The organism is Geobacillus sp. WSUCF1, assembly GCF_000422025.1.
GTDB classification, from domain to species: Bacteria; Bacillota; Bacilli; order Bacillales; family Anoxybacillaceae; genus Geobacillus; species Geobacillus zalihae.
Window position 1 is genome coordinate 1 of sequence record NZ_ATCO01000101.1, and the last position, 14,084, is coordinate 14,084.

General features: G+C 54.8%; 14 protein-coding genes, 1 other RNA gene and 1 pseudogene. 3 read left to right on the forward strand and 13 right to left on the reverse strand.

What is annotated here, in order from left to right:
* Positions 1–124 precede the first annotated feature (124 nt).
* The 12 genes and pseudogenes from I656_RS06125 to I656_RS0115890 all read right to left on the reverse strand — a co-directional run bounded on the left by I656_RS06125 (position 125) and on the right by I656_RS0115890 (position 12,078).
* On the reverse strand, positions 125–1,837 hold the full coding sequence (locus I656_RS06125; RefSeq protein WP_020755501.1) for a DHA2 family efflux MFS transporter permease subunit: 1,713 nt from the start codon (positions 1,835–1,837) through the stop codon (positions 125–127).
* 10 nt (positions 1,838–1,847) lie between these two features.
* Entirely contained in the window at positions 1,848–2,486 is a 639-nt protein-coding gene (locus I656_RS06120) for an HlyD family secretion protein (protein ID WP_020755503.1), read from the reverse strand.
* Positions 2,487–2,489: 3 nt separating this feature from the next.
* Positions 2,490–2,930 (reverse strand): MarR family winged helix-turn-helix transcriptional regulator, encoded by a 441-nt coding sequence (locus tag I656_RS06115; protein WP_020755504.1) that lies wholly within the window; start codon positions 2,928–2,930, stop codon positions 2,490–2,492.
* 202 nt (positions 2,931–3,132) lie between these two features.
* Positions 3,133–3,321: non-coding RNA, 6S RNA (ssrS, locus tag I656_RS18030), on the reverse strand.
* A gap of 63 nt (positions 3,322–3,384) precedes the next feature.
* A complete protein-coding gene (locus I656_RS06110) occupies positions 3,385–4,938 on the reverse strand; it encodes an acyl-CoA carboxylase subunit beta (protein WP_020755507.1) in 1,554 nt (517 codons plus the stop codon).
* A gap of 169 nt (positions 4,939–5,107) precedes the next feature.
* Entirely contained in the window at positions 5,108–5,890 is a 783-nt protein-coding gene (locus tag I656_RS06105; protein WP_020755509.1) for an enoyl-CoA hydratase, read from the reverse strand.
* A gap of 15 nt (positions 5,891–5,905) precedes the next feature.
* Entirely contained in the window at positions 5,906–6,805 is a 900-nt protein-coding gene (locus tag I656_RS06100) for a hydroxymethylglutaryl-CoA lyase (RefSeq protein WP_014195718.1), read from the reverse strand.
* A 14-nt stretch (positions 6,806–6,819) separates the two neighbouring features.
* Positions 6,820–7,080 carry an acetyl-CoA carboxylase biotin carboxyl carrier protein subunit gene (locus I656_RS06095; RefSeq protein WP_223810938.1) on the reverse strand — a complete coding sequence of 87 codons (261 nt, stop codon included), beginning with the start codon at positions 7,078–7,080 and terminating at the stop codon, positions 6,820–6,822.
* A complete protein-coding gene (accC, locus tag I656_RS06090; protein WP_020755510.1) occupies positions 7,055–8,407 on the reverse strand; it encodes an acetyl-CoA carboxylase biotin carboxylase subunit in 1,353 nt (450 codons plus the stop codon). The genes I656_RS06095 and accC overlap by 26 nt, the downstream gene beginning before the upstream one ends.
* 71 nt (positions 8,408–8,478) lie before the next feature.
* Positions 8,479–10,112 (reverse strand): annotated as a pseudogene (locus I656_RS0115885) (AMP-binding protein).
* A 59-nt stretch (positions 10,113–10,171) separates the two neighbouring features.
* On the reverse strand, positions 10,172–11,314 hold the full coding sequence (locus I656_RS06085; protein WP_033005908.1) for an acyl-CoA dehydrogenase: 1,143 nt from the start codon (positions 11,312–11,314) through the stop codon (positions 10,172–10,174).
* A 137-nt stretch (positions 11,315–11,451) separates the two neighbouring features.
* On the reverse strand, positions 11,452–12,078 hold the full coding sequence (locus tag I656_RS0115890) for a TetR/AcrR family transcriptional regulator (protein ID WP_013145419.1): 627 nt from the start codon (positions 12,076–12,078) through the stop codon (positions 11,452–11,454).
* 192 nt (positions 12,079–12,270) lie between these two features.
* Between I656_RS0115890 and I656_RS06080 the strand changes: the two genes are divergently transcribed.
* Both I656_RS06080 and I656_RS19740 read left to right on the forward strand, forming a co-directional pair.
* Entirely contained in the window at positions 12,271–12,519 is a 249-nt protein-coding gene (locus I656_RS06080) for a hypothetical protein (RefSeq protein ID WP_013145420.1), read from the forward strand.
* 6 nt (positions 12,520–12,525) lie between these two features.
* Positions 12,526–12,660 carry a hypothetical protein gene (locus tag I656_RS19740; RefSeq protein WP_020755515.1) on the forward strand — a complete coding sequence of 45 codons (135 nt, stop codon included), beginning with the start codon at positions 12,526–12,528 and terminating at the stop codon, positions 12,658–12,660.
* A gap of 49 nt (positions 12,661–12,709) precedes the next feature.
* Here the strand turns inward: I656_RS19740 and I656_RS06075 are convergent, their stop codons facing one another.
* Positions 12,710–13,498, reverse strand: coding sequence for a GNAT family N-acetyltransferase (locus I656_RS06075; protein ID WP_033005911.1), 789 nt, complete (start codon positions 13,496–13,498; stop codon positions 12,710–12,712).
* A 167-nt stretch (positions 13,499–13,665) separates the two neighbouring features.
* Here I656_RS06075 and I656_RS06070 point away from each other — a divergent pair, with 167 nt between their 5' ends.
* Positions 13,666–13,923, forward strand: coding sequence for a DUF6154 family protein (locus I656_RS06070; protein ID WP_020755517.1), 258 nt, complete (start codon positions 13,666–13,668; stop codon positions 13,921–13,923).
* Positions 13,924–14,084 lie beyond the last annotated feature (161 nt).

Genomic DNA, 14,084 nt, shown 5'->3' on the forward strand with positions numbered 1-14,084 from the left:
CCCCCCCTCTTTTGTCATCCGCTTGTCTTTATAATGTATATGTGTGCAAAAAGGGAGCAAGAACATTGTTGTCCATATGGCATAAAACAAAAAAAAGAAGCGGCTTCTGCGCCGCTTCCTTTGTTTACGCTGATGGCGATTTATGCTTTTTTCCCTTTAAGAAAAACGCCATCATTAACGCCAATACCGTCAAGCCGGTGGCGACGAAAAAGGCGTCGTTAATCCCTTCGACAGTCGATCTCTGCTGCACGAGCCCATACAGCAGCTGCACCACCGCTTCATCGCTCGGAATCGCCTGCTTCAGCTGGCCGACAAGGCTCATGAAAAACGGATTGTTTTCCGTCATCTCATTTCGGTACATGTCCGCATGGAATTTGGCCCGGTTGGACATGATCGTCACCAAGAACGCCGTTCCGAGCGAAGCGGCCACTTGGCGGATCGTATTGGACATCGCCGTGCCGTGGCTGTACAAATGGCGCGGCAAGGCGTTCAATCCTTCCGTCATAATCGGCATTCCGAGCATCGACATGCCGAACATGCGGAAAATATAAAGCCAAATTAACTGGCTGTACGGTGTATCCATCGTCAGCTTGCTGAATTCCCACGTCGTGACCGCGGTGATGATCAAGCCGACGATCGCCAGCGCCCGCGCGCCGATGCGGTCAAACACCCAGCCGGAAGTCGGCGACATGATCGCCATGACAATCGCTCCCGGTAGCAACAGCAAACCGGCATCGAGCGGCGTAAAGCCGCGCAAGTTTTGCAAATACACCGGAAGCAAGACCATGGCGGCAAACATCGCCATGTTAATGACCGAACCGATGACGGTCGCCAACGTAAACACTGGGTAGCGGAACACACGGAAATTGAGCACCGGATGCTCCGAGCGGAGCGAACGCCATGTGAACATGATCAGGAACAAGACGCCAATGACAAGCGACACAACGACTTCCGTCTCGCCCCATCCTTTGCTTCCGGCCTCGCTGAAGCCATACAGAACGCCGCCAAACCCGATCGTGGAGTAGACCGCCCCTTGCACGTCCAGCACCGGATTGCCCTTGCGCGGCGTATGTTTCAGCCAGGCGGAGGCAAGCACAATGTCTACAATCGCGATCGGCAAAACGACGTAAAACAACAGCCGCCATGTATAATGTTCGACAAGCCATCCGGATAACGTCGGCCCGATCGCCGGCGCAAACATCATGGCGATTCCGACCGTCCCCATGGCCACTCCGCGGCGTTCCGGCGGGAAAATCGACAACATAATGACCATCATCAGCTGCATGATGATGCCGGCCCCGACCGCCTGCGTCAGCCGTCCTGCAAGCATGACGGCAAAGGTTGGAGCGATCGAGCAGACAAACGCGCCGATGGCGAAAAACGACATGCCGGATAAAAACAGCCGTTTCGCTGGAAACTTCGCGATTAAAAACGGGCTGATCGGGATGAGCACCCCGTTGACGAGCATATATCCTGTCACGAGCCATTGGATCGTCGACGTTTCCACGTTGAAATCTTGCATCATATGCGGCAAGGCGACGTTGATCAACGTTTGATTCAAAATGGCGACAAACGCGCCCAGCATGACCGTCGCCACAACCTTGCCGCGGCTGCCGATATCCCCGAGGCCGCCTTGCCCGGCTGGAGCGGCCGGGCGCCCATCCGTTTCTGCCGACGGCTCTGCTTTCGTTTCCGCTAACGGTTGAGCGTTGGCTTCCGCCGCTTCATCCGCCGCCTTCCCTGCGGCTGAAGCCGGTTTGCGGCGGCGCAGCGCGATGTTGACCGCCGCCAAAACCAAAACGGCAAACACAATATAACCAATGACAAATGTTGTCATGTCCCATCACCTACTTATGGATGCGGACGGTGACGTTCATGCCCGGCACAAGTCCGGCTCCGCTGTAATTGTCAATGGAAATCGTGACCGGAATCACTTGGGTCACTTTCGTGTAGTTGCCGGTCGCATTGGAGCTCGGCAGCAGGCTGAACGTATTCGCTGTCGCATTGCCAATCTTTTCGACTTTGCCGCTGAATTTGCGGTCCGGATACGCATCGACATAAATATCGACGTCTTGCCCGACTTTCACGTCTTCAATATCGGTCTCTTCAATGTTCGCCGTCACCCACAAATCGTTCAAATCAAACCCTCGGGCAAGCGGCGTCCCCGCGGCGACAACCGAGTCTTTGACCGCGTTTTGCTGCACGATGGTCATCCGATGAGGCACTGTCACCGGCACCGTCGTTTTGCCGTCAAACACCTGACCGATTTCTTCCCCGGCTGAGAACGTTTTTCCCGTGTCGCCCCGCCAGGATGTCAGTTTTCCGGACAGCGGCGCCGCAACCGAGATGACCTGGCCGTCGATGCGGGCGTTGTCTGTTTTAATGTAATTCGTCGCTTCGTTCACATAGTAGTAAGCGGCAAAGCCGCCGCCGACAAGCAAAATGAGCACAATGATGTTCAGCGCCACCAATCGTTTCACGTTCACTGTCTATTCCTCCCCGAGTAAAATCGCTTTGATTTTTTCATGAAGATGCAAAAACTGTTCAATCTCCTCTGGAGAGACGAGTTCTTGAATGTGGCGAAGCCGCCGGCGCAGCACCGACTGCTCGCCAAACGCTTCCGACACTGTCTCTTTTCCTTTTTCCGTCAAACTCAAAATGACCGCGCGCCGATCTTGCTTCGACGGCTCGCGGACAACAAGGCCGGCGCCGACGAGCCGATCGACCGTGCCGCTGACGTTGCTGTTGCTTAAGTTTAATTTTTCCGCCAAGTCATTCAGGCGAATATGTTCTGTTTTCAACAGCGTATATAAGACGATCAGCTGCACCTCTGTCACCCCGACGCGAGCCGCGTCCTCGCGGATGAGGCGGTAAAGCGCCTTTTGCGTCCGGAAGACGGCGTACATGATGTCCCGGCTGATTCCTTCCATTCATCCCCCCTCCTTGCCTCATCTTTCTTGTTGGAATAGTTTCAATACGAATTATTCCTGCACGAAATATGATTATAACATGAAAACAGGGAAAATCAACTATATTGTTTCATGTCTTTTTGAGAAAACATACGCAACGAAAAAGAGTCCAACCGGATGTTTTGCATCCAGTTGGACTCTTTTGCCAACTCCTCATTCGTGAATCCGCGCCGCGGTTGCCGTCGGCTGAATGCAGTTTCTCAACCACGCTCCACCAGGTGGGTGTTCGCAGAAGCGTTCCTGTCGTCCCCGCAGACGAATAAGGGGCATGACATTCCCGCTTCAATGTAGAACTCCCTTTTGATTGCCATCGGTTGAAACTTCATTCTACAACGCACAACGCAGCAGCGGATTGGTGATTATTATCATACACAATCTTTCTTCGTTTGACAAGGGGGACGTTTATCCAGTTTTTTCAAACCGGATACACCCCGTGTTTCCGCTCAGAAAAGACGATGTACTTGGACATATACGCGTCAAAGCGGCGGATAAGCTCGTTGCGCAAATCATTCGGCGCGACGATGCCATCAACGACCAATTCAGAAGCGAGCCGGTAGATATCGATGTCGCGCCGGTATTCCTCGCGTTTTTGTTCGACAAACGCCGGCCGCTCTTCCGGCGGCAGCTCGGCGATTTTGTTCGCATAAACGGCGTTGACGGCCGCCTCCGGCCCCATGACGGCGATTTGCGCGTTCGGAAGCGCGAGGCAGCAGTCCGGTTCAAACGCCGGGCCGGCCATGGCATACAACCCGGCGCCGTACGCTTTGCGGACGATGACCGAGATCTTCGGTACGGTGGCTTCCGACATGGCGGCGATCATTTTCGCCCCATGGCGGATGATGCCGGCCCGCTCGACCTTCGTGCCGATCATAAAGCCAGGGACGTCGGCCAAAAACAGAAGCGGGATATGGAACGCGTCGCAAAGCGTGATGAATTTCGCCGCTTTATCAGCCGAATCGTGGAACAAGACACCGCCTTTGACGCGCGGCTGGTTGGCGATGATGCCGATCGGCTGGCCGTTAAGGCGCGCCAGTCCCGTAATGATTTCCGGCGCAAACAGTTTTTTGATTTCGCAAAACGATCCTTCGTCAATGATCCGCTCAATCAAATCATACATGTTGAACGGCGCATTTTGGTTTTCCGGCAAAATGTCTTCGATCGTTTTGTCGAACGATTTCGGCGGCTTCGCCTCGACCACCGGCGGTTTTTCGCCGTAATGGGACGGAAAATATGACAAATAACGGCGCGCATAGGCAATCGCTTCTTCTTCGGTTTTCACGAGCACGTCGCCGCAGCCGGAGACGGTGCAATGCATGCGAGCGCCGCCCATCTCTTCGAGCGTGACTTTTTCCCCAATCACCATTTCCGCCATGCGCGGCGAGCCCAAGTACATCGAGGCGTTGCCCTCGACCATGATGACGATGTCGCAAAACGCCGGAATATAAGCGCCGCCGGCTGCTGACGGGCCAAACAACAGGCACACTTGCGGCACTTTGCCGGACAGCTTCACCTCATTGTAAAAAATGCGCCCTGCCCCGCGCCGGCCGGGAAACATTTCGAGTTGGTCCGTAATGCGGGCGCCGGCCGAGTCCACCAAATAAATGATCGGGCAGCGCAGTTTTTCCGCTGTCTCTTGAATGCGGATGATTTTTTCGACCGTGCGCGCTCCCCATGAGCCGGCTTTGACCGTCGAATCGTTCGCCATCACGCAGACGGTGCGGCCGTTGATTTTGCCGATCCCGGTCACCACCCCGTCAGCCGGCAGGCCATCCGCCAAACAGTTGGCAAACAAGCCGTCTTCCACTTCCAAGCCATCGTCAAGCAGCAAATTCAGCCGCTCGCGGACAAACAATTTCCCTTGGGCCGCATTTTTTTCATGATATTTTGGCGCCCCGCCTTTCTTGATTTCCGCCGCTCTTTTCTCCAGCTCCGCTGCGAGCGTGTCTTGCTGATTGGCTGTTTCCTTCATCTCTTTGTTTCCCCTCCTTGTTTTGATAGATCTTGCTGTTCCATCCCGCGTGTTCGGCCGGGAGCACGGTTGGGGCCGTTTTTGGCTGTCGTGCCAATGTCGGTGCAGAACAAGCGCTCCGTGCGGCTTTTTCCTTATCCAAACAGCCTCATCCTGCCCAAGCGCAGGCTTACTCCCCTTTGTACACAGGCTTCCGCTTTTCTTTAAACGCCTGCAGACCTTCCAGACGGTCTTTCGTTGGGATTGTCGCCTCATAGGCGAGCTGCTCAATTGCGAGGCCCGTCTCCAAATCAACGTTGAATACGCTTTGGATCGCCCGTTTCGCCTGGCGGACGGCTATCGGCGCATTGTCAGCGATTTGCTGCGCCAATTCAAGCGCCCGATCCATGAGCTCGGCGCGCGGCACGGCGTATTCGACAAGGCCGATTCGCTCGGCTTCCTGCGCTGTAATCCGTTTGGCGGCAAAAATCAACTCTTTCGCTTTGCCGAGACCGACAAGGCGCGGCAGCCGCTGCGTCCCCCCCGCTCCCGGAATGATGCCGAGCGACGTTTCCGTCAGCCCGAGCTGGATATCGTCGGCGGCAAACCGGATGTCGCAGGCGAGCGCCAGCTCAAGCCCCCCGCCAAAGGCCGAGCCGTTTAACGCGGCAATGACCGGCTGCGGCACTTTCTCGACCTCGTTGATCGTTTTGCTGATTAAAGCGACGGCCTGACGGACTTCGGTTTCGTTCATCCCTGCCCGCTCTTTCAAATCGGCTCCGGCGCAAAACACTTTGTCTCCGGCCCCGGTCAACATGACAACGCGCACGTCTTTTTGAAATTTGATTTCTTGCAAAAGCGCACCAAGCTCCAACAAAAGCGCTCTAGAAAGCGCGTTGGCTGCTTCCGGGCGGTTTAATGTCACAATGGCGATGCCGTTTTCTTGTGTTTCAAACGATACAAGTGCGCTCACGTTTTCTCCCCCCCCTTATGATCCAACCGTTTGCAAATACCGGCTCGAAAGCGGGCGGCCGATTTTGTCGCGGATAAACAACGCCGCTTTCGTCAGCTGCTCGACATCGATGCCGGTTTCAATCCCCATGCCGTGAAGCATATATACTAAATCATCAGTGGCGACGTTTCCCGACGCTCCGGGAGCGTACGGACAGCCGCCAAGGCCGCCAAGCGAGCTGTCAAACGTCGTAATGCCCATCTCCATCGACACCAAAATGTTGGCAAGCGCCGTTCCTCTTGTATCATGGAAATGCATGGCAATCCGTCCGGCCGGAAAGCGGCGAAGCACCTCAGCAAGCACGTCCTCCACTTGCTTGGGCGTCGCGACGCCGATCGTATCGCCAAGCGACAGTTCGTCAACCCCCATCGCCAACAACCGATCCGCCACCATCAGCACTTGATCGACGGCAACTGCCCCTTCATACGGGCAGCCAAAGACGGTGGAAACGTAGCCGCGCACCGTTTTGCCTGCTTGTTTTGCCGTTTGCACGACCGCTTCCAGCACCGGAAATGTGGCAGCGATTGTTTTGTTAATATTTTTTTGGTTGTGCGTTTCGCTCGCTGACATAAAGACGCCGACTTCGTCAATCCCCGCGGCCAACGCCCGCTCAAGCCCTCTTTCGTTCGGCACGAGCGCCGCATACGTGACGCCGGCTTTTCGGCCGATGCCGGCTGCGACCTCAGCGGCATCGGCGAGCTGCGGGATCCATTTCGGATGGACGAAGGAAGTCACCTCAATGTACGACAGCCCCGTTTCGGACAATAAGTTGATCCACGCGATTTTATCGGCGGTCGCGATCGGCGCTGCTTCGTTTTGCAGGCCGTCGCGCGGGCCGACTTCTTTGATCGTCACCTTCGCCGGCCATCGGCTCATGCTCTGCTCCCCCTTTATTCAATCTCGACAAGCACGTCGCCTTCGTTTACGAAATCTCCTTCCTGCACGTGGATGTGCTTCACGACGCCGGACGCCTCAGCCGCAATCGGAATCTCCATTTTCATCGATTCTAAAATGATGACATCTTGGCCTTCTTCTACATGATCCCCGACAGCCACCAACAATTTCCATACACTTCCAGCCATTGTTGCCGTTACTTGGGTCATCGTGTCTTCCTCCGTTTCTGCTTCATTTTGCTTTTGCTGGCTTCCAATGCTTCGAAAGGAAATCGGTCGTCGTATCCCCCGCTTGAAACGCCGGATGGGACAGCACGGCCTCAAGCAGCGGAATGTTCGTTTTAATCCCTTCCACGCGATAGTGTCGAAGCGCTTCGAGCAAGCGTTCAATCGCCGTTTGCCGATCCGGTCCTTTGGCGATTAGTTTGGCGATCATCGGATCATAAAACGGCGTAACCGCGGCGCCGCTTTGAACCGCCGTTTCATGACGAATCCATTCGCCTTGTGGGGCGGAAAACGCCGTAATGCGGCCGGGCGACGGGTAAAACGTGTTCGGGTCTTCGGCATAAATGCGCACTTCAATGGCGTGTCCATCGCGGCGGATGTCTTCCTGCTGATAACGAAGCGGCTCGCCGGCGGCAATGCGCAGCTGCTCTTCGACAATGTCGATGCCGGTGATTTCTTCCGTCACCGGATGTTCAACTTGCAGGCGTGTGTTCATCTCCAGAAAATAAAAGTTTTTTTGCTCATCGACAAGAAACTCGATCGTGCCGGCGTTCGCATAGCCGATATGGCGCGCGGCCCGCACGGCTGCTTCGCCCATTTTCCGCCGTGTTTCCTCATCCAAAAACGGCGACGGCGCCTCTTCGACCACCTTTTGATGGCGGCGCTGGATCGAACACTCGCGCTCCCACAAGTAGACGCAGTTGCCGTAGGAATCAGCGAGCAGCTGAATTTCAATATGGCGCGGGCGATCGATATATTTTTCGATATACATCGTCCCGTCGCCGAAAAACGAAGCCGCCCGTTTTTGGCTTCCTTCAAACGCCTGGCGCAGCTCGGCTTCGTCGCGGGCGATATGCATGCCGATGCCGCCGCCGCCGGCTGACGCCTTCAGCATGACTGGATACCCAATCGAAGCCGCCGCTTTGGCCGCTTCATCGGCGCTATCAAGCGCAAAGGAGACGCCTGGGACGATCGGCACGCCGGCTTGTTCCATCGTCCGCCGCGCTTCGATTTTGCTGCCCATCGCCGCGATGACGTCCGCCTTCGGACCGATGAAGACGATTCCTTCTTCCTCGCAGCGGCGGGCAAACGCTGGATTTTCCGACAACAGCCCGTAGCCGGGATGGATCGCCTCCGCTTTCGCCGTTTTGGCAACCTCTATGATTTTTTCGATATTTAAATAGCTTTCCGCGACGCGCGGCTTGCCGATCAAATACGCCTCATCCGCGAGCGAGACGTGGAGCGAATCCGCATCCGCTTCGGAATAGACGGCGACGGTCCGGATGCCGAGCTTTTGGCACGTGCGGATGATGCGGACGGCGATTTCGCCGCGGTTGGCAATCAACACTTTCGAAAACATCGTCTCACCCTTTCTTAAAAGTACAGGTGCCGGCGCCGGACGGTTCGTCCGCCCGGCGCGGCGGTTTAGGCTTAGGTTGTTAAGCCGAGGCGCTGTTTCGCCATTTCCCGCAATTTGAATTTCTGAATTTTCCCAGATGCCGTCATCGGGTACGAGTCGGTAAATTCGATATAACGCGGGATTTTATGCCGGGAAATGTTGCCGCGGCAAAACTCGCGAATCTCCTCAGCGGTCGCCGTTTCGCCGTCTTTTAAGATGATCCACGCCATCACTTCTTCACCGTATACCTCATCCGGCACGCCGACGACTTGAACGTCCAAAATTTTCGGATGTTTGTACAAAAACTCTTCGATTTCGCGCGGATAAATGTTCTCCCCGCCGCGGATGATCATATCTTTCAGCCGGCCGGTGATGCGGCAGTAACCGTTTTCATCCATCGTCGCCAAATCGCCGGTATGCAGCCAGCCGTCTTGGTCGATCGCTTCATTTGTCGCTTCCGGGTTGTTGTAATACCCTTTCATGACATGATAGCCGCGCGTGCACAGCTCCCCTTGCACACCCCGCGGCACTTCCTTGTTCGTGCCCGGCTCAACGATTTTCACTTCCACGCCCGGCAAGGCACGGCCAACCGTTTCGACACGCAGCTCAAGCGGATCGTCGGTGCGCGTTTGCGTGATGACTGGGGACGCTTCCGTCTGCCCGTAGGCGATCGTAATGTCTTTCATCCCCATTTTCTCGATGACCGCCTTCATCACTTCGACCGGGCAAGGAGAACCGGCCATAATGCCCGTGCGCAGCGACGACAAATCGTATTTGGCAAAATCCGGGTCGTTGAGCTCGGCGATGAACATCGTCGGCACGCCGTGAAGCGCCGTGCACCGCTCCGCTTCCACCGTCTCGAGAACCCGCTTCGGATGGAACTCCACAACCGGCACCATCGTCGCCCCGACCGTCACGCATGCAAGCGTGCTCATGACGCAGCCGAAGCAATGGAAAAACGGCACCGGAATGCACAATCGATCGCCTTCGCCAAGTCCCATGCATTGCGCCACTTGGTGGGCGTTGTTGACGATGTTGTAATGCGTCAACATCACCCTTTCGGGAATCCAGTCGTCCCGGACGTGTATTGCATGTTGATCACATCGTGCGGGTCGAGGCTCTCCATCCGTTCATCGAGTTCTTCTTCCGATACGTCGTGCGCCATCGCCAAGATGTCGTTCCATGTAAACATGCCCGGGTGCCGTTTGTCGCCAAGAAAGATCACGTTTTTCAACTTCGGCAGCCGTTTCGATTGCAGCTGTCCGGGCGCCGATGTGCGCAGCTCGGGAACGATTTCATATAAAATATCGATATACGACGAGTCGCGATATTGCTCAATCAAAAAGAGCGTCGTCGAGTCGGACTGCCGAAGCAAATACTCAAGCTCCGCCGCGCGGTAGTTCGTATTGACCGTCACGAGGACAGCTCCCATTTTGCCGGTCGCAAACTGGCAGGCGATCCATTCCGGGACGTTCGTCGCCCAAATGGCGACATGCTCCCCTTTTTTGATGCCAAGCCGCATCAACCCGCGCGCAACGAGGCGGCAATAGTCGTTAAACTGCCGATACGTCAGACGCAAGCCGCGGTCGGCATACACGACCGCCTCGCGATCCGCATATTGCCTGGCTCGCTCTTCCAACAATTTCCCCACAGTCACCGTCAACATCGGCCGTTTCCTCCCCTTTGTCCGAATTCATTGTTATGGATATGCAGGCATTTCCGCTTTTAGCATCCCAGTTGGCGGGCGATGACGAGCCGTTGGATTTCTGATGTGCCTTCGCCGATTTCCATGAGCTTGACGTCGCGCAAGTGGCGTTCGACTCCGTACTCTTTCATATAGCCGTAGCCGCCATGGATTTGGATCGCCTGGTTGCAGACGCGAAACCCCATTTCCGAGGCGAACAGCTTGGCGAACGATGCTTCTTTTGTAAACGGTTTCCCTTGATCCTTCAGCCAGGCTGCTTTGTACACCATGTTGCGGGCAAGCTCAATTTCCATCGCCATATCAGCCAGTTTAAATTGAATGGCTTGAAACTTGGAAATCGACTGACCGAACTGGACGCGCTCTTTTGCGTATTGAAGCGCTTTCTCAAACGCCGCTTGCGCAATGCCGACCGCCAGCGCGGCGATCGAGATGCGCCCGCCATCAAGCGTGTACAAAAACTGTTTAAACCCTTTTTGCGGGTCGCCTAAGACGTTTTCTTTCGGCACGCGGACGTTCTCAAAGACAAGCTCGCACGTATTGGACGCGCGCACGCCCATTTTGTCGTAATTCGAACGAATCGTAAATCCTGGGGAGTCCGTTGGCACGATGAGAGCGGTGATGATGTTTTTGCCGCGCGCATCTTTGCCCGTCACAGCTGTGACAATGACTTGCCGCGCGTATTGGGCGTTTGTGATCCAACATTTTTCGCCGTTGATGACATACTCATCGCCGTCCAGCACCGCGGTCGTGCGCGTGCCGCCGGCGTCCGATCCGGCGTTCGGCTCCGTGAGCCCAAAAGCGCCAAGCGTCTCGCCTTTCGCCATCGGCACAAGCCATTTTTGCTTCTGTTCTTCCGTCCCGAAGTAGTAAATCGGGCTCGCTCCGAGCGACACAGCGGCCGCATAGCTCAACCCGGTGCCGCCGCAGGCGCGGCCGATTTCCTCAACGGCGATGGCGTACGAAATCGTATCGCCCCCAGCGCCGCCGTACTCTTCCGGAAACGGCAGGCCCAACAACCCCAACTCGCCCATTTTGAGAAAGACATCGAGCGGAAAATGCGCTTCTTCATCCCATTTCGCCGCGTATGGGGCAATTTCCTTCTCAGCAAAGTCGCGAACCATTTCTTTAATCATTTGTTGTTCTTTCGTCAATGAAAAATCCATGTTCTCCCTCTCCCCCATAGAAAATGTTCTATCATTTGAACCGACTAGTCGGTTTCAGTAAGGAAACGAGTGTAAACGGTTTTGATTTTTTGAAGCGTTTCCGAAACCGACTAGTTGGTCTGTATACGATCAACAACTTATTCGGCGGCCGGCCGCAACAAAAACCGCGCCGCCGCTGGGTTTTCTGGTGTGCGGAGCACCGCATGCAAAATGAAATCGGCAAAATATGCCGCGATTTCCTCAATGGACAGCGGACCATCCGGATTGTACCATTTGTATGTCCAATTGACCATGCCGATAATGGACATGCCAGTAATCTCCACCGACAGCTCCGGACGAAATTCCCCGGCTTCAATCCCCTCACGAATGACCCGAAAAATGATTTGCTTGAACTCTTCTCGCTTTTCATTGATCGGTTCAGCGTATTCCGGTTTTAAGTACGTGCTTTCCTGGTAAAACACGGTGATGTGTGGTTTATACAAATGAAACACTTTGACAAACGACTGCACGATGGCGTACAAGCGCTCGGTCGGCGTAGGAAAGCCCTCATACGCCTCCTGCGCTTTTGTCAGCGCATACGTGATAAAGACATCATGGATATGGTACAAGAGCTCGTCTTTTGATTTAAAATTATGGTAAAAACCGCCTTTGGATGTGTCGCTTTCGGCAACGATGCGGTCGACCGTCACGCCGTGGTAGCCGTATTTCTCAAACAAATGAAGAGCGGTGTCGATAATGCGGTCTCTGAGCGGTTTGTCAGCCATAGAAAATCCCCTTTGCCATTTATAATACACTATTTTCTGAAAAAGTGAAATATTTTTTGTTTTGCCTTTACCATACCCGAACTGCACCATGATTGTCAACCATTGCTTCTCATGACCAACACGGTCGTACAGGGCCTGCTGATACATAATGGCCGCCATGTTTTCAAATGATAAAGATGGAGGTGGCTTCGATTGGAACCGATGCTATGCCCAAACTGCAAAACGAACCGGACGCGGTTTCATCTCATTGAGCAGCACCCGCGTGCGGTCAAGCTCGATCCGCACACCGGCGACATCGAGCACGAATACACAAACGAAGCGCTCGAACCGTTCCATCTCCCATACCGCGGCCCGAGCTACCGCGTCCAATGCGGCGTCTGCGGGCTGATCGAAGATGCGGACATGTTCATTCAGCGCGCTAAATCGTCTCCATTGAGGTGATTCGATATGGCGAACAAAAAACAAACACCTTCTTCCATCGCTGACCAAAAACAGCTCGTCAACGACAAGGCAAAAGCGATGCGGGAGCACGGCGGCGAGCACATTCGCCGCGGCACGCCCAACGGCGCAGACGGACAATAACCGCCAGCCTGCTTTTGTACACAAGCAAGCTGGCGGGACTTCCGCCCTTCTAACGGTACATCGCCCACAATCCGATATCGCGAAAACCAAGGCGATGGTAAATGCGGCCGGCGTCTGGATTGTCATAAAACAAGCACGGCATCTTCCCTTCAGCGAGCAAATCGCAAACGAGCTTCGCCACGATGGTGCTGGCATACCCTTTCCCTCGATGCTCCTGATCCGTGCAGACGCCGACGATCATCGCCGACAATGAGTTTTCCGCTGATGTCGATGCCGCGGCCACCATTCGGCCGTCTTGTTCAATGTAGTACGTTCTAGCTGAATTGGTTTCCATCCCTTTCACCAGCATATCGCGGGACGACGGCCTCGTTTCAAATTCGGCAATGCGGCGCCGCAAGTCGAGAATCCGGTCGACATCGGCCAATTCGGCTTTTTTGACGGCGAACGCCCCCATTTCTTGACGGGCGTATTCATCCGTCCGACACTCGCAAAAGTAAAGCGTTCGCTTCTCCCCAAGCGGCAGCCGCTCTTCGAACTGCCTGGCAATGTCCGCCTTGCCGGACAGCTGGATGGACGATGATGGGGCTGTCTCGCGGATGAGACGAGCAAAGCCATCGGCATCAAAATCGCCAGGCGCGTACGGAATGTAGGAATCGTAATAACGGAGCAGCACCGCCTTCAGCGAGCCGGCATCGTCAAACTGCCCCCAAACGTCTTGGAAATCGGCGTCATAGCCAAACGACTCAATATCGCCGATGATAAATAAATTGAACGACGGATCTTGCCGCAAAAACGAAAATACTTGTTGATCGTCTTCGGCCGTTAACCGGCGAATCATAGAATTCCCCCGCTTTTCGAATGATATTTTTTCCATTATACTATGAATCATCCCTGTTGCCAATGGCATTTGTGGCGTCAAACCGAGAGGACTGCCGATGCCCCTAAGTCTGCATCGGCCAACTGCAAAGAAAGGAGGAAGCCCGCTCTCAAAAAAGCGAGGCGACGATGCCGATGAAGTTTATTGACGATCTGTACGAATACTATAAAGATCGACTGACCGGGGATGAAGAAGATGCCGAAGCGGTGGCGATGTCGATTTTAGATGAACTTAGCCGCCGCGATGTGCTCAAGCTGATTGGTGAGATGACTGATGAAGAGCTGCTCGGCATGTTCGGCTTGTATGTCTTGGAAAGCTTGAAAGCGAAAATGGCTCGCGAAGGCCTCGGTGCAACGCGGCCGCAAGATGCGCCGCGCGTGCATTGACAAAACAAAACAGCTGTCCTCCATGTCATAAGGAACAGCTGCTATGTTGGGCAAATGATGGTTTCGTATTCATCCTATTTCGCGCAGGAGACTCCCACTTCAACGACCAAAGGGAGTAAGTGGGAGAGGAATGCGCGTTCCCCCTTTCTTTTGTGTATGAT